22 protein-coding genes are annotated in these 24,622 nt (G+C 53.5%); 18 read left to right on the top strand and 4 right to left on the bottom strand.

Annotation, left to right across the window (positions count from 1 at the left end):
• Positions 1–28: 28 nt before the first annotated feature.
• A complete protein-coding gene (locus tag WCI03_03245) occupies positions 29–1,108 on the top strand; it encodes a glycosyltransferase family 9 protein (GenBank protein ID MEI8138864.1) in 1,080 nt (359 codons plus the stop codon).
• Here WCI03_03245 and WCI03_03240 read toward each other — a convergent pair.
• Positions 1,105–1,590, bottom strand: a complete 486-nt coding sequence (locus WCI03_03240) for an adenylyltransferase/cytidyltransferase family protein (protein ID MEI8138863.1) — start codon at positions 1,588–1,590, stop codon at positions 1,105–1,107. The genes WCI03_03245 and WCI03_03240 overlap by 4 nt on opposite strands.
• Entirely contained in the window at positions 1,587–2,303 is a 717-nt protein-coding gene (locus WCI03_03235) for a D-lyxose/D-mannose family sugar isomerase (protein MEI8138862.1), read from the bottom strand. Before WCI03_03235 ends, WCI03_03240 begins: the two co-directional genes overlap by 4 nt.
• Before the next feature lie 42 nt (positions 2,304–2,345).
• On the opposite strand from WCI03_03235, the gene WCI03_03230 reads away from it, so the two are divergent.
• Positions 2,346–2,549, top strand: coding sequence for a hypothetical protein (locus WCI03_03230; protein MEI8138861.1), 204 nt, complete (start codon positions 2,346–2,348; stop codon positions 2,547–2,549).
• A gap of 77 nt (positions 2,550–2,626) precedes the next feature.
• Positions 2,627–2,875, top strand: a complete 249-nt coding sequence (locus tag WCI03_03225; protein ID MEI8138860.1) for a hypothetical protein — start codon at positions 2,627–2,629, stop codon at positions 2,873–2,875.
• 57 nt (positions 2,876–2,932) lie between these two features.
• Here WCI03_03225 and WCI03_03220 read toward each other — a convergent pair whose 3' ends face one another.
• A complete protein-coding gene (locus WCI03_03220) occupies positions 2,933–4,762 on the bottom strand; it encodes a glycogen synthase (GenBank protein MEI8138859.1) in 1,830 nt (609 codons plus the stop codon).
• Positions 4,763–4,941: 179 nt separating this feature from the next.
• Between WCI03_03220 and WCI03_03215 the strand changes: the two genes are divergently transcribed.
• From WCI03_03215 to WCI03_03145, 15 genes are all read left to right on the top strand, one after another.
• Positions 4,942–5,427 (top strand): hypothetical protein, encoded by a 486-nt coding sequence (locus tag WCI03_03215; GenBank protein MEI8138858.1) that lies wholly within the window; start codon positions 4,942–4,944, stop codon positions 5,425–5,427.
• A 14-nt stretch (positions 5,428–5,441) separates the two neighbouring features.
• Positions 5,442–6,371, top strand: coding sequence for a 16S rRNA (cytosine(1402)-N(4))-methyltransferase RsmH (gene rsmH, locus WCI03_03210; protein MEI8138857.1), 930 nt, complete (start codon positions 5,442–5,444; stop codon positions 6,369–6,371).
• A gap of 1 nt (position 6,372) precedes the next feature.
• On the top strand, positions 6,373–6,765 hold the full coding sequence (locus tag WCI03_03205) for a hypothetical protein (protein ID MEI8138856.1): 393 nt from the start codon (positions 6,373–6,375) through the stop codon (positions 6,763–6,765).
• Entirely contained in the window at positions 6,758–8,512 is a 1,755-nt protein-coding gene (locus WCI03_03200) for a penicillin-binding protein 2 (protein MEI8138855.1), read from the top strand. The genes WCI03_03205 and WCI03_03200 overlap by 8 nt, the downstream gene beginning before the upstream one ends.
• Positions 8,512–9,984 carry a UDP-N-acetylmuramoyl-L-alanyl-D-glutamate--2,6-diaminopimelate ligase gene (locus WCI03_03195; protein ID MEI8138854.1) on the top strand — a complete coding sequence of 491 codons (1,473 nt, stop codon included), beginning with the start codon at positions 8,512–8,514 and terminating at the stop codon, positions 9,982–9,984. Before WCI03_03200 ends, WCI03_03195 begins: the two co-directional genes overlap by 1 nt.
• A complete protein-coding gene (murF, locus tag WCI03_03190) occupies positions 9,981–11,390 on the top strand; it encodes a UDP-N-acetylmuramoyl-tripeptide--D-alanyl-D-alanine ligase (protein ID MEI8138853.1) in 1,410 nt (469 codons plus the stop codon). Before WCI03_03195 ends, murF begins: the two co-directional genes overlap by 4 nt.
• A gap of 4 nt (positions 11,391–11,394) precedes the next feature.
• Complete coding sequence (mraY, locus tag WCI03_03185; protein ID MEI8138852.1) at positions 11,395–12,495, top strand: phospho-N-acetylmuramoyl-pentapeptide-transferase; 1,101 nt, start codon at positions 11,395–11,397, stop codon at positions 12,493–12,495.
• A 5-nt stretch (positions 12,496–12,500) separates the two neighbouring features.
• Positions 12,501–13,856, top strand: a complete 1,356-nt coding sequence (gene murD / locus WCI03_03180) for a UDP-N-acetylmuramoyl-L-alanine--D-glutamate ligase (protein MEI8138851.1) — start codon at positions 12,501–12,503, stop codon at positions 13,854–13,856.
• On the top strand, positions 13,856–14,710 hold the full coding sequence (locus WCI03_03175; GenBank protein ID MEI8138850.1) for a LysM peptidoglycan-binding domain-containing protein: 855 nt from the start codon (positions 13,856–13,858) through the stop codon (positions 14,708–14,710). Before murD ends, WCI03_03175 begins: the two co-directional genes overlap by 1 nt.
• Complete coding sequence (gene ftsW, locus WCI03_03170) at positions 14,710–15,846, top strand: putative lipid II flippase FtsW (protein ID MEI8138849.1); 1,137 nt, start codon at positions 14,710–14,712, stop codon at positions 15,844–15,846. Before WCI03_03175 ends, ftsW begins: the two co-directional genes overlap by 1 nt.
• Positions 15,847–15,920: 74 nt before the next feature.
• A complete protein-coding gene (gene purB, locus WCI03_03165; GenBank protein MEI8138848.1) occupies positions 15,921–17,213 on the top strand; it encodes an adenylosuccinate lyase in 1,293 nt (430 codons plus the stop codon).
• 17 nt (positions 17,214–17,230) lie between these two features.
• The gene (gene purM / locus WCI03_03160) at positions 17,231–18,283 is read left to right on the top strand and encodes a phosphoribosylformylglycinamidine cyclo-ligase (protein MEI8138847.1); all 1,053 of its coding nucleotides are present in this window, start codon (positions 17,231–17,233) and stop codon (positions 18,281–18,283) included.
• 28 nt (positions 18,284–18,311) lie between these two features.
• Positions 18,312–21,299: a hypothetical protein gene (locus WCI03_03155; GenBank protein ID MEI8138846.1), complete on the top strand. Its 2,988-nt coding sequence runs from the start codon at positions 18,312–18,314 to the stop codon at positions 21,297–21,299.
• Position 21,300: 1 nt separating this feature from the next.
• Complete coding sequence (locus WCI03_03150) at positions 21,301–22,449, top strand: glycosyltransferase family 9 protein (protein MEI8138845.1); 1,149 nt, start codon at positions 21,301–21,303, stop codon at positions 22,447–22,449.
• 17 nt (positions 22,450–22,466) lie between these two features.
• Positions 22,467–23,156, top strand: coding sequence for a CAAX prenyl protease-related protein (locus tag WCI03_03145; protein ID MEI8138844.1), 690 nt, complete (start codon positions 22,467–22,469; stop codon positions 23,154–23,156).
• A 1-nt stretch (position 23,157) separates the two neighbouring features.
• On the opposite strand, the gene WCI03_03140 is transcribed toward WCI03_03145, so the two are convergent.
• Positions 23,158–24,618, bottom strand: coding sequence for a DUF2851 family protein (locus WCI03_03140; protein MEI8138843.1), 1,461 nt, complete (start codon positions 24,616–24,618; stop codon positions 23,158–23,160).
• Positions 24,619–24,622: the final 4 nt, after the last annotated feature.

Genomic DNA, 24,622 nt, shown 5'->3' with positions numbered 1-24,622 from the left:
TGAAGTTTCAAGGCGCCGGGGTCGAACAATGAGGCAGGTACTGGTTCTTGCATTACCTGGAGTTGGCGATGCTTTACTGACCATTCCCGCGATCCGGCGCATCAAGACCGCCTGGCCCGAAGCGGCTGTGGATGTGTTGGTCATGTTCAAGGCGGCGGAGCAGGCGCTCAACACTCATCCCCTGATTCGGACGGTATTTTTTCACGATTTCCTGAAGGCGAGGGTTTGGGACAGCCTCCGGCTTGTCGGGCAGTTGCGCGCCATGAAGTACGACGCTTCCATGCTGGCCTATCCCTCCAACCGGTCTGAGTATAATGTGATTCAATGGATGATCGGGGCGCGGCGCCGGGGTGGTCACCGCTATGACCATTTCGATCTGCGTAACCTGAATTTCATAAGTACCCACGCGGTGCGGGAAGACAATGCGCTTCACAATGTTGAGGAGGACCTGCGTCTGGCGGATTTGATTACAGGTGTTCCGGTTCCCCCGTCAGCGGAGGATCGCCTGGAAATGGTGCTGACACCGGAGGACGAGGCGTTTGCTGATCAATGGCTGCAGTCACAGGGGTTAGGGACAAAACGATTGGTGGGGATGCACGCCGGGACCGCCATGTTTAAGAACCAGGTTCGGCGGCGCTGGGCGCCGGAGAAGTTTGCCGCGCTGGGAAAAGGGCTCCATGCAGATTGGGGAACCCCCGTTTTGATTTTTGGAGGTAATGAAGAGGCGGAACTGAAGCGGACGATTGCGGAGGGCATGGGGGCGGGGTGCCACCTGGTTTCCGGAACGACTTTACGTCAGACCGCAGCCTTGATCCGCCGATGCTCCCTTTTTGTCAGTAACGATTCAGGCCTGATGCATATGGCGGCCGCGTTGCAGGTTCCTTGCGTAACCATTTTTGGCCCCACGAGCCCGGCACGAGTACAACCCTATCGAGCCCCGCACGTGGTGGTTCGAGCCGGGCTTCCCTGTAGCCCGTGCTTCTTTTATTCTCCCCGACCGCTGACCTGCTTTGCCAACCTGGACTTTCAATGTATTCGCGACATTTCAGTCGAAATGGTCCGCCGGGCGGCTGACGAGTTGGCCCGGGAGTCCGGGATTGGCGTTTAACTGCCTTTGATGCTCTTGATCAAGCCGGTTGTCGAGGTCGCTATCTCGAAAGGGATGAATTCAATTTTCCCCCCGTAGGCTGCAACCAAGGCCGCTTCCGGAATCGGTTTACCGTGAGGCGGCTTATAGTCTTCCCCTTTGCAGTGGATGTCGGGGCGCAATTCAGCCAGTGGCCGCTCGGGTGTGTCATCGCTGAAAATATAGACGGCATTCACGCATTCCAGGGCGGCCAGGATCTCAGCACGTTCCGATTCGGGAACCACTGGACGTTCAGGTCCTTTCAGTTTTCGCACCGAGGAGTCGCTATTCAATCCTACCACCAGCACGTCGCCAAAACGACGTGCAGCCTGAAGACTGCGAACGTGGCCGACGTGGATCAGATCGAAGCAGCCGTTGGTCCAGACTACTGATTTTCCTTCCCTCTTCCAGACTTCACGTTTTTCGAGCAGGGATTTCCAGGATAGGACTTTCTCAACGCTCATGGGGTATCTCCGGGTTTAGCGATGCAGCGGTAGTAATTCGCGTAGTCGTTGTACAACAGATGCAGGGGCGCCACATCTTCTTCAATCTCCGGGAAGCGACCTACGGGATCGTAGAAGGTGTTGTCCGCATGGTCATCATTAACGCGGCTCACCTCGCCCACCAGAACCATGCCTTTGCCAGCCTGCCCCCAGAATCGGTGAAAAAGGCGTTGTGGCAGACACACTGATTCGCCGGGTTTTAGGGTGATGGTTCCGCCTGCCTTAACCCTGACAAGCACGCCGTCCATAGCAACGGTAACGAGGGTTTGAGCCAGTTTTGCCCCGGGGGTAGAGTTCCACATCCGGATGACCAGATTGCCGCCACCCCGATTAATGATGTCTTCCATCTTCTGGGAATGGAAATGGGTTGGGGTAAGCTGGTTCTCCCGAACAATCATAATCTTCTCAGCGTAGATTTTGCCGTTGGGTCTTGTGAGATCTGAAAACTTTCCGTTTCGAATCGTGAAGAGCAGTAGGCCAACCTTCGCAAAATCACCAGATCCGAAATCCGTGATGTCCCAGCCGAGTTGCTGGTCGATGATGTCACGGCATTCCGGCCCCTTGCGTTTCCAATCTGCCGGTGACCAGTGGGTAAACGGCGGCATCAAAAAGTTCATTCGCTTTAAGAAAGCCAGTCCATCCTTCATAATGGCATTAATCTCGGATCGTTTCATGTGTTGCAGCCTCTCGGTTGACATTTATGATCTTGTAATCGAATGATCGACTTCATTAAGAATCGGCATCGTATAGCACGCAGGGGATGGGGTGGTCAACTGACAACCTTTTCCCCTCATCTGGATCTCTTGCCGCTTCAAACAGTGATTCTTGTTCAACGTGAGACTGGCGGGGATCCGGTATTCTGGCGCCCCTCGGAAAGCAAGGACGTGCAAAATTGGGCATCGGTCTCTGACGCCTGTTGATGAACGTGTGCTTTCCGCCAGTGATCTCGAGGCTATTCAATTTGTTTCAAAAACATTTCAGACAGGGTTTGGAATTGTTGAAAAAACTCATCTTTATCCTGAGTGAAAAAAGCATGAGGCCTGCATCTCTGAATATTGACCCTCACGGAGATAGTTTCCTTGTTTTAGCGGCAGCCTCATCAGGGGTTGAAAAGGTGCGGCGTCGAAATATGTATTTGCCGCCTGAAACGCTTGTTGAAATCTTGCCCGACTCGCCAAACTTCGCCAAGGCGTGCAGGCCAGTCCCTTATATAGAAGATGAAATTAAAGATCTGCTTAGGCGATAATTTTAACGGCCATGAATCGGTTACGATAACTTCGCTGGCATGTGTCCTGCGCAGGAATCAGGTGGGGCCGCTGTGTGTCAATGCCATTTGATAGGCCTGGGCGTAGTAGCGGCCGAGGTTGTGCCAATCGAAATGTTCCGAGGCTATCTGGACGCGATTGCGTTGATTGATGCGCTCACGCCGATCCATCTGCATGAAGTTGAATAGCTGATTTGTCAGCGTGGTGGCGGAGATGTCAAAGGAGTTGAACCGCCTGTTCAATACATGCAGCCCATCCTTGTCGTGATTATCAATATTTTGCGCCAGATAGGTGCCGAAGCCCGAAAGGTCGCTAGTAATGGAGGGAAGTCCAAGGGCCGCGCATTCCAGCGGGGCATAGCCCCAGGGTTCATAACTGCTGGGGAAGATGCCCAGATGGCAGCCGCGCACAAATTGATCGTAATCCATACCGAAGAGCGGATCGTTGGTGGTTACGAAATCGGGGTGATACACAACTTTCACGGGATCGCCCGGCTGGTTGAACAACTGGCAGGAGCGCAACTGATTGAGTATCTCATCATTACCGTCATCCATCAGGTCGTGGGTGACGATTGAGGGCATGCTCTTGCTCTTCCACACATGCATCAGGCGGCGAAGACGGAGTCTCCAATAATCGTCCACCAGTTCATCCATGTCCGGGAATTTTCCCATGGAGGCCGCGACGAACAAACGCTCGCCAATCTGATTGGAGATGGCACGGCAATCATCCTGCATTTCCTGCATCATGGCGCGCCGGCGCAACGCCTCGGCGTTGATCGAACGGATGGGCTTGCGGGTGATAATGAAGAATACGACGGTCTTGTTGGTGCCCGCCTGCTTCATGCGGAAATTGAGCCGGGCCAGAGACTCAATGGTGAGGTCAAAGCCCTTGTTCCGGTACTCAAAACGACCCGAGGTGAAAAAGTATAAGGTGCGATCCAGATCAAAGGAATAGCTCGGGAAAAAGTGAGCGACTACAAATTCGTTGATCTTCTCCTTGTAAACCCGGTGCAAGTTCTGAAATTCATGCAATGCCACAAAGCGTTCAATGTTCAGGCCGTTGGGAAGCAGCGTATCGGGTTTACGGCCGAGCAGATGCTCGCACTCGTAACCGGTGATATCACTGACCGTTGTGAAAACATGGCAGCCATGGGCCGCTGCGCGCTCCAGGCGGACTTGGGCTTCGATGTTAAATTTACGGGCATCTGCTTCCCAGTCAACGAAGGGGGCATGATCGTAAAACCAGGGGTCGTTCATGGCGAGATAGCGGCCCAGCAACGTGGCGTGCGTGGTGAAGACGATGGAGACGGGAATATTGGAGCGGCGGATTTCAGGAATGGCGGAGGCACCCATCCATTCATGGAAATGGGCAATGACCGGACGTTTGACGGATTGTGCTTTTATGATGGCTCTGAAGCAGTGCTCAACCGCGTAACCGAATGAAACGACCTGGTTGACCAGATCATCATCATTCATCGCGATGTTGTGATGCTCCCACATCAGATATTTAATAACACCGAGTTGCGATTTTACTGAGCTGGGGTTAAGCAGTAGAACGCGCGGGCGGCCCGTAATAAGCCAGTGCCCGTAATGCGCCTCGATTCCTTGCTCATTCAGCATGCGCAGTACATCTGCAAAAAAACCAGTTGGCTGGATTTCTTCGAACTCGGTTTGTGAGGTTTGAGGATTGTAAGGGCCAATCAGACAGTAGCGGTTTCCCCACTGCTCAACAATGCTGGGGACTTTCGAGCGGATAACGGTGTAAATGCCTCCGAGTTGTTGGCACACTTCCCACGCCACCTCGAAAAGAAGCGGTTGGGTCGATGCGGCCAGCTCTTGTGAAACATTAGAATCGATATACTTAGACATCAGAATACCTCACTGGTTAATAGCCTCGTAACTTCTACACTTCGCATAGATTAGTGGCAAGCGACAAGTTTGCGCGACTAAAATTGTCCATAATGCCTTAAAAAAAGGTGAAAATTGTTGACGCTGGGTGGGGCGAAGTGGTGTATTGTGTGGCAAGAGTACATAGGTGTGGGGCATAAGTGCAGGCAGAAGAAAAAAAAGAACCAATATTTGGGATCACGCAAGGTCTTTTCATGGGGACTTACACCCATTCCTTGGATCCCAAAAAGCGACTGACCATTCCGTCGGAATGGCGGGAGTGTGCCGGCTTGTCGGCTGGAGGTTTGTATGTTTTGCCTGACCTTGAGGGACGCATGTTTCTGAATGTGTATCCGGCCCGTGAAATGATTCAACGCTTACAGAGTATCCGGAGCCTTTCCGTTGCGGATGTGAAGGGCCGGCAATTTGCGCGAATCCTGGGGTCACAATCCCAATTGGCTCCCTGGGACTCTGCCGGGCGTATTCGGATTAATGACAGTTTGCTGGAGCATGGAAAATTGGCGGATCAGGTAACCCTTGTCGGGTCGATTGATCACTTTGAGTTGTGGAATCCGGAATTGTGGAAGCAGGTTGGTTCAACCGGACCCGCCGATCTGGGTGAAGCGGCTCGTTATGTCGGATTTTAACCTGAAATATTTACATGCATCAGTCTGTATTGCTTTCTGAGGTTCTGGTCGGACTGGATTTGCGTCCGGGCGCGATTGTGGTTGATGGGACATTGGGTGGAGGCGGGCATTCGGCGGCGCTCGCGAGTGCAGTGGGGCCTCACGGCAGAGTGGTGGCATTGGATCAGGATGCGGGCGCACTGGAGCGGGCACTTCAGAAGTTGGGCGATATGGCTCCGCGCTGCACGCTGGTTCAGTCAAGTTTTGCACGCATGGATGAGGTGGTGGTTGGGCTGGGCTTGAAAGAGGTGGATGCGGTGTTGTTGGACATCGGGATCTCCTCTGATCAGTTGGATGATCCGGATCGAGGGTTCAGCTTTATGCGGGATGGGCCTTTGGACATGCGCATGAATCGGGAGTGCCCGATGACGGCGGCGGATTTATTGAACACACTATCCGAAGAAGAGTTGGCGCGACTACTCAGGAAGTATGGTGAAGAGCCCCGAGCGAGAGCGATTGCGCAAAAGGTGGTGGGGCAGCGAGGAGCAGTTCCGTTCCGGAGAACCGCTCAGTTGGCTGACTTGGTGATGGAGGTATATGGCGGGCGACGTGGGCGGATTCATCCGGCAACGTTGACCTTTCAGGCCCTCAGAATCGCTGTGAATGGTGAGTTGGAGGCACTGGAGGCGGGATTGGAAGCCGGGCTTCGGATTTTGAAAGTGGGCGGCAGGATGGCCGTGATTACCTTCCATAGTTTGGAAGATCGGATCGTAAAACAATTTTTTGTAGGACATCAGGGGCGAATGGAATCGCTCCCTGAAGGTGGGGCGAAGTGGGTTGGCGCTCTTCCGAAAATGGCGATTTTAACCCGGAAGCCTGTGGTGGCAACGGATGAAGAATCCCGGGATAATCCCCGGGCTCGATCAGCCAAGTTGAGAGTCGCAGAGCGAAAGGATCAAAACTAGTATGATAGCTAAAAAAAACAAAAAAAAGGGACAGGCAAAATTCCCCGTCCCGATTCCTCTCGTGGCGATTCTGTTGGTATCGGTTGGGTTTGCGCTGGTGTATGTCTGTCTCCACTCGCGAACCGAGACTCTCGGTCGTGAAATCCGGGGGCTTGAGGCGGCTCGTGACCGATTACGTGATCAATTGGTGCGGGAGCAGTGTGAATGGGCGAAAATGCAGTCGCCGTCCAGTCTTGAGCAGGCGTTGAAAGCGCATGGCCTGGTCATGACCTGGCCCGGGCGGGATCAAATTGTCCGTGTCCGTTATGGTGGTGCTTTGGATACCCTTCATGGGTACGAAACCCGTCCTACGGCTCGCGTGGCCCGGAATACCAGGATTGTGATGAATGACTGAGCCGCAGGGATCAACCAGATTCGTCTCCATTGTGGTTCTGTTGAGCCTGGCAATGGCGGTTCTGGTCGGTCGGTTGGCGTATTTGCACCTGGGCGGAGGCAACCACATTCAGGCTACCGCAGCCAAAACCAGGACTTTCAAGCAGACACTCACTGTGCCCCGGGGGCGGATTTTGGATGGAAGCCCTGCGGAGGGTATTCTGGCGCTTAACGTGGGGGTAAAGGATATCTGGGTGGATCCCTCCCTGCTCATCGCGAGCAACCGGGTGGGAACGACTCTGACCTGTCTTGCGCCGCTGATTCCCATGGATATGGTGGATGTCCTGCCCCGGATGAACAAAACGAACAGTCAGTTCGCGGTGATTGCCCGTTATGTCTCGGCTGAAAAAGCGGACGCTGTGGAAAAGCTTAAGTTGCCGGGCGTGCACATGAGCGATGCGTCAATCCGGTCTTATCCCCAAAACATGATGTTGTGTCACGTCCTCGGGTTTGCCAACAATGAGGGCGTCGGATCCAGTGGACTTGAGCTGGCCCTTGAGAAATATTTAAAGGGAAGTCCCGGCCTGATAGAGAGCCGTCTGGATGGGCACCGCCGCGAGATGGTGGAACGAAGAACCCAGGAGATTCCTTCAAAAAGCGGGGCTGATGTTGTGCTCACAATCGATCAGCAACTCCAGTATATGCTGGAGAAAAGCATTGATTCCGCCATGGAACGTAACCGATCCAAGGCGGCGTTTGCCATTATGGAGCGAGTGCGGACGGGTGAAATTCTGGCCCTGGTCAGCCGGCCCGGGTTTGATCCCAATAAGTTCCGCGCGGCAACCGATCCACAGAAACTTAATCGTGCGATCGGCTATGTTTATGAGCCCGGGTCGACGTTCAAGGTAACGGTGATTGCGGCGGCCTTGAATGAGGGGATTGTCAAACCTGATCAGATATTTAACACCGAGAATGGACGCTGGCTCTATCAGGGGAAAGTGCTGCGTGATTATCACTCTTATGGACAATTGAGTGTGGCGGATATCCTTAAAAAATCCAGTAACATCGGGGCCGCCAAAATTGCGATCATGCTGGGTGATGTGCGTATGGATCGCTATCTGCGCAGTTTCGGGCTCGGAAGCAAGTTGGGGTTGGATCTGCCGGGTGAGGAGGGGGGGATCCTGGCGCAGGTCCAGAAGTGGTCGCCCATCAGTTCGAGTCGTATTGCCATCGGACAGGGTGTGGCGGTTACCGGGCTTCAGATGCTGGGCGTGTTATGTGCCATTGCCAATGACGGTATGTTGATGAAGCCGTATGTGGTCAAGGAAGTGATTGCGGATGATGGGACCGTATTATTGCGTCGTCAGCCACAGATGATATCACGGCCGATTCGTTCCGATACTGCGGCCCTGATGCGGCGGTTGTTGGCCCGCGTGTGTGAGGAGGGCGGGACGGGGACCAAGGCCAGGGTAGATGGATTTTCAGTGGGGGGGAAAACGGGCACTGCGCAGAAGCCTATTGCCGGGCATTATTCAGAAACCGACTACATGGCTTCATTTGCCGGATTCTTGCCGGCCGACAAGCCCGAGATTGCAATGATCGTGGTATTTGATGAGCCGCAACCCCTTCACACCGGGGGGGCTGTCTCTGCCCCGGTATTTGGAGAGGTGGCTGAGCAGGCGGTACGATATTTAGGAATTACACCGACGGAGAGTGTGACTCCGTTATCCAGCGCCGTTTCTGCAGATGGCCCGGGTGAGACATTCTGATGAAATTATCGGAACTATTGACAAAAGTGAAACATCTGGCGGTGCGGGGAAATCCTGACCGTGAGGTGAAGGGAATTGCGTATGACTCACGGCAGGTGAAGCCGGATGTGCTCTTTGTTGCCATACCGGGAACACATTGTGATGGGTATGAATATGCCGAGGAGGCTGTTAAGAGAGGATCAACGGTGGTTGTTACCTCTCATGCGCAGCTCTCCTCACGTGAGGTAACCCAGGTCCAGGTTGAAGATACCAGGTTGGCGCTGGCTGAGCTTAGCGACGTTTTCTATGGGCATCCCAGTGGGGCGCTGAAGGTCGTCGGGATAACCGGCACGAATGGAAAGACGACGACCGCGTTTATGGTCAGGGATGTTTTGGAATCGGTTGGGTGCATACCGGGTTTGATTGGAACCGTCCATTATGAAATCGGGGCGCGGATTATTCCCGCGCAACGAACCACGCCGGAAGCGCTGGAAGTCCAGGATTATTTAGGACAGATGGTTCGAGCCGGCTGTCGAAGTGTCGTCATGGAGGTCTCTTCACACGCGTTGGATCAACAGCGGATCCATGGGGTTGATTTTGACGTGGCACTTTTCACCAACCTGACTCGTGATCATCTGGACTATCATCACACCATGGAGTGCTATTTTGAAGCCAAGCGTCGCTTATTTATAGAACTCGGGCGGGGCAATAAACGTGCCGTTGCGGTGATTAACCATGACGATCCCTGGGGGCGCAAACTGGCTGCAGATCCGGATATCCGTGCGGAAATTATTACGTTCGGCATTGAACCGGGTGCCAGTGTGCAGGTCATGGAGATGCAGATGGGCTCCAATGGCAGTGAATGTCGGGTCAAGACTCCCTGGGGCGAAAGCAGGGTGAGTACGCCGCTTCTTGGGCGCTTCAATCTTCAGAATGTGTTGGGTGCCTATACGGCTGGCCGGGCCCTGCAGTTTGAGGATGCCGTGATACTTCCGGCTTTGGCGGCACGCGCCCGGGTTCCCGGACGGCTGGAGGAAATTCCCGTCGCGCGAGGCTGGCGTGTATTTGTGGATTATGCTCATACGGATGATGCATTGACCAATGTGCTTGAAACCTTAAGGGGGTTCACCGAAGGGCGCCTGATTGTGGTGTTTGGGTGCGGAGGAAACCGGGATCAAAGCAAACGAGCGTTGATGGGGGCGGCCGCTTCGCGCCTTGCGGATATTGCCATTGTCACATCGGATAACCCCAGGGATGAGGATCCCAAAACGATCATCAGTCAAATTTGTGCCGGGTTTAGCGGGGGGGCAAGTTACGAGGTCGTTGAGGATCGCGCCAAGGCGATTGCCATGGCACTGGCCGTGGCGCGGGATAAGGATCTTGTGATTATTGCCGGGAAAGGGCATGAGACCACCCAGGAAATTGCGGGGGTGAAAGCCTTGTTTGATGACCGTCTGGTTGTGAAAAACGCTTTGATAAGGATGGATGGATGAGTGCTGCGGTTACATTTGATCCCCAGGATTTAGCTTGCTGGTGCGGCGGCCAATGGGTGCCGCACCAACCTCAACAAATCCATGCGGTCATTCACGATACAAAAAAGATCACGCCGGGTTCTTTATTTGTCGCGCTTCGCGGCGCGCGTTTTGACGGGCATGATTTTGTGGCCCAGGCGTTCGAGGCCGGCGCGGGTGCGGCATTGATCTCCCGCTCCCGCCTGGACGCACTTCGGGACGTGGGAATTCCATTGCTGGTCGTGGAGGATTCAGCCCGGGCGTTAAAGGAGTTGGCGACCGGGTATCGCGTCAAACTCGGAGGACTGTCTGTGGTGGGCGTAACGGGCAGTACAGGCAAAACAACGGTCAAGGAAATGATTGCCTGCCTCCTGGGAGAAACGCATACAACGGCTCGCACCAAGGGGAACTGGAACAATGATATCGGGCTTCCCCTCAGTATCCTGGCGATTCCCCAGGCAAGTCAGGTGGCTGTGTTGGAACTGGGCATCAATCATCCGGGAGAAATGGCACCGCTTTGCGATATTGCCAAGCCGGACTGGGGGGTCATCACGAATGTCGGGCCTGTCCATTTGGAATTCTTTTCTTCTGTTGAGGCGATTGCGCGCGAAAAAGGGGAATTACTGCGGAGCTTGCCGGCACACGGAATCGCTGTAATCAGTCGGGATGAACCACATGAATCCATTTTGCGTGCCTGTGCCCCCGGGCAGGTTATCACCACGTCCGTCAGAGGCGATGTGGAGGCTGACTACAGGCTTGTTTTTGATGATGGGAAGACGGGGAACTGTAAGGTCGAAGATCGGGTGGAGGGCGGAATCCATGCCTTTCGCCTGCCCTTACCCGGCCTGCATAACCGGAGCAATGCTTTGCTGGCCATTGCGGTAGCTCGCGGGTTTGGGGTGACCTGGGCACAGATGGCTGCCGCGTTTGAACGGTTTGTGGGGCCTCCCATGCGTTGGGAGCGGACGGTGGCGGGTGGAGTGACCTTTATCAATGACGCCTACAATGCCAATCCCGTCAGCATGGTGGCGGCGATTCGTACATTCAGGGAGATGACCGTGTCCGGGCGGAAGTGGCTGGTGTTGGGTGATATGCTTGAACTTGGGGCCTCCGAAGTGGCTGAACATCATGCGATCGGGCAGAGTTTACAGGAAGGGGATTGGGCTGGGCTTGTCACAATTGGATCGTTGGGTGCGCATATTGCAGCGGGCGCAATGACTGCAGGAATCCCTGCTGAGCGTGTTCATTCCTGTGAGGGGCTGGAATCCAGCCTTGAAATATTGAGAAATTGTATCGCTCCGGGCGATGCCGTGCTGGTAAAAGCCTCGCGCGGAAAACATTTAGATGAGGTTGTTGTCCGGCTTTCCGGCATGCTGGGTAAGGATTAAAGACATGTTTTACTATTTGCATTTTTTGAGTAACTGGATCTCTGAGTTTCGGGTGTTCAAGTACATCACGGTCCGTGCGTTTTCTGGAGCCGCTACGGCGTTTTTATTGTGTGTGATCCTGGGCCCCTGGGTGATTCGAAAGCTACGCTCGTATAAAGTGCAGCAATATATCCGCAAAGAAGAAGCCCCGCCGCTTCATGTCTTACATGAGAAGAAAGAGGGGACGCCCACGATGGGGGGGATTCTGATCATCGGCTCGGTTACTTTATCCACGTTGCTTTGGGCGATGCCGACCAATGTGTATATCCTGTTGACGCTGCTAACTTTTGTTTTTATGGGGTTTGTGGGTTTTTTGGATGACTCGGTGAAGCTGAAGGGGAAAAATGCCAAAGGGCTAAGCGCCAGAGCCAAATTTCGGCTTCAGGTTTTGTGGGCGGTCATTGTTGGCGGGGTGCTGTTGATTCTGCCTGAAACCCGCGAGCATACCCTGCAGTTGATGGTTCCGTTTTTCAAGGGGCCTGTGATTCAGGATATGGGCTGGTTTGCCGCGATTGCACTGATCGTGTTAATTGTGGTGGGGGCGAGCAATGCTGTAAACCTGACGGATGGCCTGGATGGCCTGGCCATTGGCTGCAGTAGCACCGTGGCGTTAGCGTATCTGGTCATGGCCTATATTGCCGGTCACCGCGCGTTCGCGGAATATTTATTTTTGCCCTATATTCCTGGCACGGGAGAATTGGCTGTCTTTTGCGGCTGCCTTTTAGGCGGTTGCCTTGGGTTTTTGTGGTACAACTGTCATCCTGCGCAAGTGTTCATGGGGGATACCGGCAGTCTGGCCCTTGGGGGTGCGGTGGCCATGGTGGCGATTTTGATCAAGCAGGAACTTCTGCTGGTGATGGTCGGGGGAGTCTTTGTCATGGAAGCCATGAGCGTGATCTTGCAGGTGGCCTCATTTAAATTGCGTGGAAAAAGAATTTTCGCAATGGCTCCGATTCATCATCACTTTGAGATGAAAAAATGGAGTGAGACGCAAGTAACGATCCGGTTTTGGATTCTCTCGATTCTCTTTGCACTGCTTGGAATAGCCACGCTCAAATTCCGGTGATGACCATGCCTGATCGATCATCCATAGCTGATTCCGTTGTGTTGGTGCTGGGGTTGGGCGCCAGCGGGGAAGCCGCTGCGCAGCTGTTACTGCAGCAGGGCCGTCGGGTCATGGTGGCGGATGCCGGAACAAGTGCGGAGTTAGAAATCAAGGCTCAGCACTTGCGGGATAGAGGATGCCAGGTTTTTATTGGATCACGGATTTTGCCTGAGGCCCAATTCGTTTTGGGAGTAGTGAGCCCCGGGATTCCCGAGACCGATCCCTGGGTGCTCGAGTTGCGGCGGCGTGGGGTAGCTGTCATCTCTGAACTCGAACTCGGGTGGCGCGCCTGCAAAAGCCGTGTTCTTGCGGTGACGGGCTCAAACGGGAAAAGCACGCTGGTGAAACTGTGTTGTGAATCACTCCAGAAGGCAGGCATTTCGGCGGTGGCAGGTGGAAATTATGGGGCCCCTTTATCTGCGCTCGCTTGTTTGGAACCTGCGCCTGCGTGGGTCGTGGTGGAGGTCAGTTCTTTCCAGTTTGAGGGGGTCGAGCAATTTGCCCCCGATGCGGGAATCTTGCTGAATATCAATCCCAATCATCTTGATCGTCATGGAACGATGGAGCGTTATACGGAGATGAAAGCCCGCATGTTCAGGCGCATGGATCAGCGGCATGTGGCGGTGATTCCTGAAGCCCTGTCCGGGCAGATTGGGTTCGCTTTGTCGTCGGGGTGCCGTGTCGCCACCTTTGGGTTATCCAATAAATCCTCCTTTTATTACGAGAAAGGCTCGATTCGCGGCGCCAGTTTGTCACAACCGGTGTTGGTAGAGGGCTCCATTTTTGATAATGAGGTGATGGGTGTGACGGCGGCTGCTTGTGTGGCGGCCCTGGCAGGGGTCGGTGTATCTTTGCAGGGGGTTACGGCTGCCGCAAGCGCATTTCAAAGTCTGCCACACCGTATGCAGAAAGTGGCGGAAATAGACGGGGTTTCCTTTATTAATGACTCCAAAGCCACAAATCTGGCGGCCATGTCGGCAGGGGTTCGGATGGCGCATGGCCCTGTACGGCTGATTGCGGGTGGGTTATTGAAAGAAAAGGATTTGGAATCAGTAAAAAAAGTACTGGTAAACAAGGTCCTCGGTGTTTACATTATCGGGAAATATTCACAGGTCATGGCTGCCGCTTGGCAGGATCAACTTTCTTGTGTGGTTTGTTCTGACTTGAAAGCGGCTGTGAATAAGGCCTGGAAAGATGCGGAAAATGGTGACGTGATATTATTGTCACCCGGTTGCGCAAGCTTTGACCAGTTTAAGAGTTTTGAAGACAGAGGTGAACAGTTTTTGGAAATTGTGCGGGATATAAAAAAGGAGAACAGGTAGTGAAAAAGGCGCGAATCATTGGGTCAGTCGTAATCGTTGGTGGATTAATGTTGAGTGCGGGATGCGGGACAACCCGTGTTCAGGAAGAGCCGGTTGGCCCGGTCGTGATGCCGCCGACAACGGAAGTTGTGGCGTCTGTTGAAGCCAAGACCAATGAGGTCAAAGCTGAAGTGGTCGTTGAATCCAAAACTTATATAGTCAAGGCGGGTGACAGTCTTGGTTCAATCGCCAAGAAGCTGAAAGTTTCCACAAAAGATATCATCAAGCTGAACGGTATCACGAACCCGAATAAGATTCGTGTCGGTCAGAAACTGAAACTTCCCGGTTCTGTTGAACTGAGTGCTGCGGATGCGGCCGCCCCTGCGCATGTTGCGGGTAAGGCCGTGCATAAGAAGCCCGCAAAATCGGCAGTGAAGTCTGCGCCCGTTGCCGCGAGTGGCGACGTCTATGTGGTTAAGTCCGGGGACATGCTCGGGAGCGTCGCCGTGGCCCACAAGACGACAATCCGGGCTCTTAAGCAGCTCAATGGCCTGAGCAGTGACAAGTTGCAGGTGGGGCAGAAGCTGAAACTTCCCAAAGGTTCTGCAGCTTCCGCGGTGAAAGGGCCTACGGCCCCGGCTCCGGCTGATGCCGTGGTTCCCGAAGCGACTGTGGCTCCGGTTGAGCCGGCGGCGGTTGATCCTGCGGCCCCGAAGTCGAATGACGTTCTGCATGTCGTTGAACTGAATCAGGACCTGAACTCCATTGCTATGATGTATGGTGTTCGCGCCGAGGAAGTCATGAAGCTGAACAATTTATCATCGCCTGACGTTAAGGCGGGGCAGACCTTGAAAATTCCTCCGCCTGTTGAGTGATGCGGAAAACGCCCACCATATTAGTGGGCATCGTTCTTTTGTTACTGGCGCTGGGCATCGTAATGTTGGCCAGCGCCAGTTCTGTTAAAGGGAACGCTGTCTACAAAGATGCAAACTATTTCCTGTTTCGGCAATTGATCTGGTTGGTTGCCGCCGCGGTGGCAGGTGTGGTGACCGCCTCTATTGATTACCATCAGTGGCAACGCTGGTGGATTCCTATATCGGTATTTTCCGGTCTATTACTGGTGCTTGTGCTGGTGCCGGGGATTGGCGCCAAGATCAATGGCAGCCACCGGTGGATTCGGATTGGGCCCATCAGTACTCAGCCATCTGAACTGGCGAAATTTGCGTTGGTCATCATGATGAGTGCCTGGATGACTAAATCCGGCATCAAGGGACAAACCTTCAAAGAGGGGATTCTGAAGCCCCTTTCATTGATGGGGATTTTTTTAATCCTGGTGATTGTTGAGCCTGATTTTGGCACCACGGTCCTGTTGGGGGTCGTGGGGGCGGCCATTATGTTTACAGGGGGAAGCCCTGGCCGCTACCTGGTCATCCTGGGTTTGATGGGGGCTCTCGTGTTTGGTGCAGCGGTGATGCACGATCCCATCCGAGCCGGGCGGGTGTTGGCTTTCATGGATCCTGATAAATATCCCAAGGAGGCCTATCATCTTCAGCAGTCCGAACAGGCTTTTACTCTGGGCGGGGTCTGGGGCGTGGGGCTGGGCGAGAGTCTTCAAAAGCATTTCTACCTTCCGGAGGCTCATACTGATTTTATTCTCGCGATTATAGGTGAAGAGTTGGGGCTGGCGGCCTCTATTCTCGTGGTGCTTTTATTCTCGGGGTTTCTCGCCTGTGGCGCCGTTATCAGTTTTCAGGCACCTGATCTTTTTGGACGATTAATGGGCACTGGGTTCACGTTAATGACGGCTGTTCAGGCGGCCATTAATATCGGGGTGGTTTCAGGCTGCTTGCCAACCAAAGGTCTTGCTCTCCCCTTTATCAGTTATGGCGGTTCCAGCCTGATCGTTTCCATGATGTGTGTCGGGGTACTGGTAAATATAGCCCGACAAGGAGTGGTGCCGGAAGATTGTGCGGTCACTAGGGCCGTCAAAGATAATGCCAGATGGATGTAGTATCTGATGTATTTGCTGGCATCAAAGGGTGAAATTCAATAGGTTTTGACCGCACTTCTAAGAGGAGATTACTTATGATTCCACGGTATACACGTCCTGAAATTGGGAATATTTGGGAAGATGAAAATAAATTCAGCATCTGGCTGAAAATCGAAATCCTTGCCTGTGAGGCGATGCATGAATTGGGGATTGTCCCGGCGGCGGATCTGAAACGCATCAAATCCCGTGCGGCCTTTAGTGTCAAACGCATCAATGAGATTGAAGCGAAGGTCAATCATGATGTGATCGCCTTTCTCTCCAATGTCGCCGAGCATGTAGGTCCTTCTTCCCGGTTCATTCACCGGGGCCTGACAAGTTCTGACGTTTTGGACACCGCCTTGGCCGTTCAGATGGTTCAGGCGATGGATATTCTGATAGTCGATGTCAAGGCGGTGCGTAAGGCGGCGGCAGTCAAAGCCAAAAAATATAAATTAACACCCATGATTGGCCGCAGTCATGGCGTTCATGCCGAGCCGATCACTTTCGGGCTCAAAATGGCGCTGATGTACGATGAATTTGGGCGTGCCTTGAAACGGTTGGAGGCGGCTCGTGAAGTGATTCGGGTGGGGCAGCTTTCCGGTGCCGTGGGAACCCACGCGCACATTGATCCTTTCGTTGAGCAATATGTTTGCAAAAAACTCGGACTTAAGCCTGCCGCCATATCGACGCAGATTTTGCAACGCGATCGGCATGCGGAATATATGTCTGCTGTGGCTTTGGTCGGCGCCTCAGTTGACCGGTGGGCAACGGAGTTCCGGCATCTGCAACGGACTGAAGTTCTTGAGGTGGAAGAATATTTTGGCGAGGAACAAAAGGGATCCTCGGCGATGCCGCACAAAAAGAACCCGATTACCGGTGAAAAACTATGCGGACTAGCCCGGTTATTGCGTGGAAACCTTGTGGCTGCCCTTGAGAATGTGGCGCTCTGGCATGAGCGGGATATCTCTCATTCGTCCGTTGAACGTGTCATTTTGCCCGATAGTACGATTGCACTCGATCATATGTTAGTCGGACTGGAGAAGTTGACCCACAACATGCTGGTGTCACCTGAGCGGATGAAGGAAAATCTCAATCTGACGCATGGCTTGATCCATTCCCAGCAAGTTCTCTTAATGTTGACTCAAAAGGGCTTTACGCGGGAGCAGGCTTATCGGATGGTTCAGCGACATGCCATGGCGGCCTGGGACTCGAGACGCAACCTCCGTGACCTCATTGAGGCGGATCCCGAAATCATGGCCAAGGTATCGGCAGGGGATCTCGACCAGGTGTTTAATCTTGCGACGCATTTCAGGGATGTGGCTCGAACGTTCAAGGCAGTTGGGCTGTGAAAAAGGAGAGAGAAATCATGAGCACGAAAAAGTTGAAGACGAAAAAAGCCATGTCTGCCTATGCGGCGGCGGGTGTGGATATCGATCAGAAAATGGCGGGGATCGCCTCTATCAAAAAGATGGTGAAATCCACCCGGACTTCCGGAGTGTTGAATGAGATCGGATCTTTCGGTGGTTTTTTTGCTTCTCCTGGAAAAGACAAGATTTTGGTGGCCAGTACGGATGGGGTGGGAACCAAGCTCAAGGTGGCCGCCCTGGCTGGCAAGCATGACACCATCGGGCAGGATATCGTGAATCATTGCGTGAATGATATTCTGGTACAGGGAGCCGTGCCGTTATTTTTCATGGACTATGTGGGGATCTCGAAATTCGAGGGCTGGATATTTGAGCAGGTCGTGAGCGGGCTTTGCAAGGCTTGCCGGGAGAATGGATGTGCGTTGCTGGGTGGCGAAACCGCGGAAATGCCCGGATTGTATCCACCTAAAGAATATGATCTTGTGGGGACCATCGTGGGTGTTGTAGATCGACGGAAGGTGGTGACGGGTAAAGCCATCCGTCCCGGCGATGTCATGATAGGGCTGCCTTCGTCGGGTTTGCATACCAACGGGTATTCTTTGGCACGGCGGGTAATACTTGAACAGGCAAAGTTGAAACTCACGGATATTTTGCCGGGCACCCATAGAACCGTTGCTGATGTGTTGCTGGCCGTTCATCGGAGCTATTTGAAGCCGGTGACCACGTTGATGAAATCCATTAAAGTTCGCGGAATGGCCCATATTACCGGGGGCGGATTCCCGGATAATGTTCCCCGCGTTTTGCCCGCCGACGTGAATGCTGTGTTTGATCGTACTTCCTGGGAAGTTCCTGAAGTCTATAAATTTATCCAGCGGGTAGGTAAAGTTGATCGTGAGGAAATGTACCGTGTCTTTAACATGGGTATTGGCATGGTGGTTGTGGTGAAAAAGCAGGATGTTGAGAAATCCATCGCCATTCTCCGGAAAACCGGTTCCAAACCGGTGATAATCGGGTGGATCGAAAAAGGTAACCGAACGGTTCGCCTGATCAATTAAGTATCCCCGGACGGGAGCGGCAGAATCTATGGTCAAAGCTTGGCAGATGTTACTGGCCGGCTGGATCATAATGCTGCCGCTTATCGTTTCGGCGGGAGCCGTCAGGCTTCATCCTGAAGCTTACCTGGAATACACCAACGGGGTACCTGTTGCGGTTGTTCAAATCACGAATCTTGGTGATGAACCGTTTCGAGTGGTCTCGTTGGATGCCCGGATGCAGGGAATAGAAGCAAGGAGTTATCCCGGCACGTTTCTCCGCCCGGGCGAAATATTCGACGAAAAGCTTGAATTTCCGGGGCTGCCACTACAGCCGGACGAGCGGCCTGCTGTTATTCGGATCCGTTATGCCCACGCTAACGGAAATGCTTTTTCTTCATTGGCCCTCGCCCCTTTACCAGTAAGTCGCACGAATCAGGATGTATGGGTATCGGCCAACCTGTCCCCTGCATCGATAGAGCGAACCGGAAAACTTTTCATTCAGTTGCTTTTACTTCAAGATGATCCCTGTGAGGTGACGGTAAGACTCATTTTGCCTGATGAGTTTTCCGCTGATGGTGAGGCCCGAAAGGTGATCATGGAGCCCGACATAAGTCGGATCGAATCCTTTGACCTGACGAATCACTCTGCGGTACCGGGGGCGACTTATTCCATTTTTGCGATTGTGGAGCGCACCGTGAATGGCTCGGTACAATGTGCCACGGTATCTGGTGAGGTGACGCTGGGGGAGGTGAAGTGGATAGGGCAGTCGTATAAGTTTTGGGGAGGACTTTCGATCCTTGTGTTTGCTGGGCTCGTTATCCTCCAGTACAGGCGGCGTGAGGGGCGGGGGAGTCTCATTACAAAGTCTATTCCTTTGCTTGAAACGGTGATTCTCGTTGTTATCAGCCTGTTTATCATTGGGAATCTTTCCCCTGCTGATTTGATCCGGAATACAACTCCGGTGGGGGGGGACACACCTGCCCATCTTTATCTGGTCAGTCACCTGAAGGAGCAACTGCTCCATCAGGGGCGGATCATTTCCTGGGCTGGGGGGTGGTGGTGTGGGTTTCCGATGTTTCAGTATTATTTTGCCCTTCCCTACGCGGTGGCCGCTCTAATGAGTTTGCTTGTTCCGCTGAATATCGCCTTTAAGGTCGTGAGTGTGGCGGGGATGGTGCTTACGCCCCTTTGCGCCTATTGGGCGGCCAGAGTGTGGCGATTGCCTGGTCTCTGTCCGGTCCTGATGGCTTTGGCCATGGTGCCGTTTCTATTTGTGCAGTCGCACACAATGTGGGGGGTCAACACTTCCAGTACTCTGGCGGGGATGATTGCCAATAGCTGGAGTTTTGCCTTGATGTTGCCGGCATTGGCTCTGGGTACGCGCGATATTCAGGATGGCGTTGTGCGCGGTCGGACGATTCTGTTATTTGTATTGGTACTGGCCTCTCACTTCTTCACCTCAGTCATCATGTTCATGACTTTGGCGATTGTGCCCTTCTTCGCCTGTTTCCCGTTGGGGAAACCTGGAAACCTGTTGAATCATGCGCGTCTCTTCCGAGCCTTTTGGGTGCTGGGCGTAGAGGCGGGATTAGCGTTGATGCTGATGGGGTGGTGGCTGGTCCCGCTCATTGCAAAATCGGCTGATAGTATGGATTTCGGGGGCAACTGGACGTTGTCGTTGATCAGATCTTTCCCGGAGTACATCGCGGGAGTGGCGGTCTTTGCCGGAGTTGCGATTGTGGCAGGGTTCAAGCGTTCGCTGACTGGAGTGTGGATGCTGGTTTGGATGTGCGTGGTGAGCGTGACTTTGTTTGAAGGGGGATACGGGGTTTCTCCGGTGTTTGTTAATGTACGCCTGTGGCCCTTTATATTCTTTGCCATGATGGCACTTGGTGCTGTGGGGGTCGGTGTCTTACTTGAGCGGGCAAGAGGCGGGTGGGTGTTTGCAGGCCTTCTCGTGCCTGCCGTTCTGTGTGGTGTCATGATGAGCGAGTCGGTGGGGGGCCTGTGGGGGCCGGGCCTGACCCAATCCTGGGCCCGGTGGAATTATGCAGGCTTGGAGTCCAAACCATCTGCGGCGGTGTTTGATAAGCTGATGTCCTATCTCAAGGGTTCGCCGGGACGATTGGCAAATGATCTTTGCGAGGAAAATAATCAGTTGGGTTCGAGCCGGATTTTTGAACTCGTTCCGCATCTCATCGGGAAACCCATCCTGGAGGGCGGATTGGTTAATTCGGCGTTAGGTTCCATGTATTCGTATTATGTACAGGGAGAAACGTCGCCGTCATGTGCGGGATTCCCGCCCATCGTGATCCCCACCACATTTGATTTTGCCCGGGCCACGCGACATTTGGAATTGTTCAATGTAAAACATTTCATTGCCCGCAGTGCTGTTGCAAGGGATGCGTTACAGGGTATGAAGGAGTGGCGTTTTATTGCGCGCGAGGAGGAGTGGTCGCTTTTCGAGTTGATGACCCATGAGGGGCGTTATGTATTTATCCCTCCCCGCCTTCCCTATGTAGTTGAAACCGACCGGTGGAAGGAGTGTTCACTGGAATGGCTTTACACGCCTCAGGCGCTGGATCAATTTTTGCTTTGGAAGACGCCCGGGGTAAGCGTGGACAGGCATGAACTTGTGGTGCTGAGTGCGCCCCAGGTGTTAAAGGCTCTTGCGGACATGCGACAAACCAATGTGCCCGGAATGATGGCGGAGGGACTGCCGTTAACCATGGCGGGAACAAAGTGTATCAGCGAAGAATCGGTCACGGACGACCGTATTCATTTCCGGACGACCGCCTTGGGGCTCCCTCACATTATTAAAGTGACCTGGTTTCCAAATTGGAAGGTTCGTGGGGCGAAGCAGGTGTATTGTATCTCACCGGGCTTTATGTGTGTGTTTCCTGATCAGCCGGATGTGGAACTCTATTATGGCTCCACGGGGAGCGATGTCGTAGGATATGGGATTACTTCGGTTGCCTGCTTCATTCTTGCAGGTTGGTTTTGGGTGAATAGGAAAAAGTTGAGTTGCCTGCATTGATATGAGTGTACGTCTGTTGAAAATCATGGATGCCACGATAGGCTTGTTCCTGTGTTGGGCAGGGGGCCGCCTATTATTTCTGCTGCATCGGGAAGCTGCTTTCAGCGCATTCCGAACGGAAGACATCAAACGCATTCTTGTTATTCGGCCGGGAGGCTTGGGCGATATGGTGCTGTTACAGCCCATGTTGAAAAAAATCCATGAGAAATATCCGGGAGCTTTGATTGACCTTATTTGCGAAAGGCGAAATGAGGACATCCTCAAGCTGTCGACCTTCCCCATGAATGTTTTCACCTATGATGCCCATCCCTTGCGCCTTCTCCGGCGCTTGTGGGCCGGGGGGTATGATGTCGTCATAGATTCCGAGCAGTTTCACTATTTCTCGGCGGTGATGGCCCTGTTAAGTCGGGCCTCCATCCGGATAGGCTACAAAATCAATCCCGGGCGTAACCCGATTTACACGCATCTCATCACCTATAATCTTGAAGGGTATGAGGCGGATGAGTTTATGAAATTATTGGGGCCGTTTGGCGTTTGCGGTCCCGCTGAAGTATCCGGTTGCCTTGCTATTCCTGATGTCACTCTGCCGGAGGATGTGGCTTCATGGCTGGGTAAGGTGCAGAAAGAGCATAAACGATTGATGCTTGTTCATGTCGGTGCATCGATCCGTTATAAGACCTGGGCCTTCGCCAATTTTATTGAATTGTTGCAAGGGCTCTGCCGCAATGAGGAGAATAGCATCGGTTTGGCGGGAGGGTGCGGTGATTGTGCTATGGCGTCCGAATTGGCTGAGCGATGTGGCTTAGGAGACCGGGTCAAGGTGCTGGCAGGCCGATTATCGATTGTTCAAACTGCAAAGCTCTTGTCCGGGGCGGATTTATTTGTGGGGGGTGATTCAGGAATTGCTCACTTGGCGGCTGCCTATGATGTGCCGGAGGTCGTGATGTTTGGTCCCAGTGATGCCAAAAAGTGGTGTCGGGAGTCCGATACCGTTGCGGTAGTCAGAAAAGAGATGGCCTGTTCTCCCTGTTTTATATTTGGCTATCATAAGTATTGCCGGACCATTGCCTGTATGCAGGCGGTTGGCGTGAAGCAGGTACTTGAGGCTTGTCATCAGGTAGGGCGAATCGTCCCGATGAGCCGTGGATAGTAAAGGGGCCCATGAGCATGAGTGAAAATAACACGGATGCACGATGGGCGATGGCCCGTCATATTATTCCGTTTATTCTTTGGATCGGAATCATGAGCCTGCCGCTGAGTAATATTGCTTTCCGGTATACACTCCAAACTGTGGTAAGCCTTGTGGCGCTGCTGGTGTTGAAGCCTTGGCAATATTACCCGGCCATGAATATCCGGTTGTTGCCTCTCAGTGTCCTTGTGGGTGCCGGGGTGGCGATCGTCTGGATTTTGCCTGAATCGGGCTGGATACAGCAATTTCCCCGCATACATGAATCTTATGTCCGATATTTCATCCGGGGGAGTGATTCGGGGAACGGGCAGTTGTTCGCGCCAGAGCAATGCGGTTGGGCCTATGCGTTGATGCGTTTGGGGGGATCGGCTTTAGTGATTGCTGTGATTGAGGAGTACTTTTGGCGCGGCTTCTTTATGCGGTGGTTGGTCAACCTGAATTTCCTCTCTGTGAAACCCGGGACTGTCGGGCGGGGTCTGTTTTTGATCGCGTCCCTCGCCTTTGGATTTGAGCATAGCCGCTGGTTGGTCGGTTTGGTTGCCGGGCTGGCGTATGGACTTTTATATTGCCGTAAAGGGGACATTATGGCCGCTGCTGCGGCCCATGTGACAACTAATCTGCTGCTGGGTTTATACGTCCTGGCCACAGCCTCATATCAATTCTGGTGAATCAGCTCGGGTGTAGATTAAGCGCGGCTGGCAGCTGGCATCCTGCGCATCCGTTTTTACTGCTCAGGCAGAAGTCATGGAAGATCTGCAGTAAGCCTTGTTGACGAAGGCCGGAATTGTAAAGGGCGGGCGTGTGGTCATGGCCAAAGAGGGCATGAGCGGTATGTTTTGCGAACCGGTTAAGATCCTCCTGCGGGAGCATTGTGAGCAGTGACGATCCGACTGGGATTGTATTGGTTGCCGCCCACCACGGGATTAAAACGTTATTAAGAATTGTCGCGGCCCGACCCGGGCCGATCAAGGTCTCGGGTCGCGCATAGCGTGGTCGGGCGAAACTCCCTCGCCAGGCCCAGTAGCTGTTCGCGCCTTCTGCTTGAAGGCAGGTTCGCCAGGAACGGAATAAGGCATCACTATTCCCGTTATTGATGGAAAGCGAGCTCACCTTGCAGGGAACATGGGTAAAGAGGGACGCGGCGGCCATGAGGCGGCGTAAAGGGTTATTGGCCGGCCTTAAATTCGCGAGCGTCCAGTCCGTATGGGTCATCACCTGATCATTCCACTCGGCCTGGTGTTTCCACCAGATATCCCACAGACTTCTGATGAATGCGCGAGTCTCATGATCCCACAGGGGATTCGATTTGCGGGGGAGAAGGCCTCCCACGCCAAGCAACAGGGCATAGGCATGCAGAACTGAGGTGGACGCATCCTGTCGCAACCGCTCAAGGGGAATCAGCTGGGCGAGTTTCAGAAACCCCAGACGGTTATGCTTATATCCCAGCGCCCCCATAAACTCTTCGTAGAGGGCCTGGTTCTTGCCTTTTTCCGAGATGCTTTTTGCCATCCGCTCAGTTTTAAGACGCAAGCGCTCTTCGCCGGCAGAGTCGAGCAGTGCCCCTCGTTGTTCGGGAGACCATGTTTTAATGATTTCCGCGCAGGGAGGAAGCGGGGCAATCGCGGCGAAGGGATAGGCTAATAAATCAAGACCATCAAACGAGAATGCCGGGAGTAAATGAAGGGCGGCCCTCATGGGAATCTGCAGCACAGAGATGGGCATGTCAGAAGGAGCAAGCAGGCCCTCGAAATAGGTGATATGCGCAATGACATTGCGATAACGCGGGTCTGAAGCATGTTTGTGCTGGCGCCAATCCATGGGGCGGATATGCAGTTCGATGTCGCCCCGAAGGATACATTCATCGGGTCCGGCTTTCAGGATGGCATCCAGGAAATCAGGTCCCGCCTCGAGATTCCAGCGTCCGGGATTTATGACCGTAACGATACGTCCGTCCATGCTGGTCAATACAGGCGGGCGGATGGCATCATCAGTCCAGACGCAGCGCAGATGCCGCTCTGACCAGGGAAATGAGGAGGTGCGGACGTTGTCCCGGACATGGGATGAGAAAGGGAGAAGCAACGCCTGGTACCGGCAGCTTCCCGGGAAGTAAGACATGCTGTGTGTTGACATGCAG

Source organism: bacterium, assembly GCA_037143175.1.
GTDB lineage: Bacteria > Verrucomicrobiota > Kiritimatiellia > CAIKKV01 > CAITUY01 > JAABPW01.
The sequence above is the reverse complement of the archived record's forward strand: the minus strand, read 5'-3'. Positions and strand labels throughout refer to the sequence as shown.

Coding starts and splice junctions, on each gene's coding strand:
- WCI03_03245 (MEI8138864.1), top strand. CDS start 29: ATGAGGCAGGTACTGGTTCTTGCATTACCTGGAGTTGGCGATGCTTTA.
- WCI03_03240 (MEI8138863.1), bottom strand. CDS start 1,590: ATGAGCGTTGAGAAAGTCCTATCCTGGAAATCCCTGCTCGAAAAACGT.
- WCI03_03235 (MEI8138862.1), bottom strand. CDS start 2,303: ATGAAACGATCCGAGATTAATGCCATTATGAAGGATGGACTGGCTTTC.
- WCI03_03230 (MEI8138861.1), top strand. CDS start 2,346: ATGATCGACTTCATTAAGAATCGGCATCGTATAGCACGCAGGGGATGG.
- WCI03_03220 (MEI8138859.1), bottom strand. CDS start 4,762: ATGTCTAAGTATATCGATTCTAATGTTTCACAAGAGCTGGCCGCATCG.
- rsmH (MEI8138857.1), top strand. CDS start 5,442: ATGCATCAGTCTGTATTGCTTTCTGAGGTTCTGGTCGGACTGGATTTG.
- WCI03_03205 (MEI8138856.1), top strand. CDS start 6,373: ATGATAGCTAAAAAAAACAAAAAAAAGGGACAGGCAAAATTCCCCGTC.
- WCI03_03200 (MEI8138855.1), top strand. CDS start 6,758: ATGACTGAGCCGCAGGGATCAACCAGATTCGTCTCCATTGTGGTTCTG.
- WCI03_03195 (MEI8138854.1), top strand. CDS start 8,512: ATGAAATTATCGGAACTATTGACAAAAGTGAAACATCTGGCGGTGCGG.
- murF (MEI8138853.1), top strand. CDS start 9,981: ATGAGTGCTGCGGTTACATTTGATCCCCAGGATTTAGCTTGCTGGTGC.
- mraY (MEI8138852.1), top strand. CDS start 11,395: ATGTTTTACTATTTGCATTTTTTGAGTAACTGGATCTCTGAGTTTCGG.
- murD (MEI8138851.1), top strand. CDS start 12,501: ATGCCTGATCGATCATCCATAGCTGATTCCGTTGTGTTGGTGCTGGGG.
- ftsW (MEI8138849.1), top strand. CDS start 14,710: ATGCGGAAAACGCCCACCATATTAGTGGGCATCGTTCTTTTGTTACTG.
- purB (MEI8138848.1), top strand. CDS start 15,921: ATGATTCCACGGTATACACGTCCTGAAATTGGGAATATTTGGGAAGAT.
- purM (MEI8138847.1), top strand. CDS start 17,231: ATGAGCACGAAAAAGTTGAAGACGAAAAAAGCCATGTCTGCCTATGCG.
- WCI03_03155 (MEI8138846.1), top strand. CDS start 18,312: ATGGTCAAAGCTTGGCAGATGTTACTGGCCGGCTGGATCATAATGCTG.
- WCI03_03150 (MEI8138845.1), top strand. CDS start 21,301: ATGAGTGTACGTCTGTTGAAAATCATGGATGCCACGATAGGCTTGTTC.
- WCI03_03145 (MEI8138844.1), top strand. CDS start 22,467: ATGAGTGAAAATAACACGGATGCACGATGGGCGATGGCCCGTCATATT.
- WCI03_03140 (MEI8138843.1), bottom strand. CDS start 24,618: ATGTCAACACACAGCATGTCTTACTTCCCGGGAAGCTGCCGGTACCAG.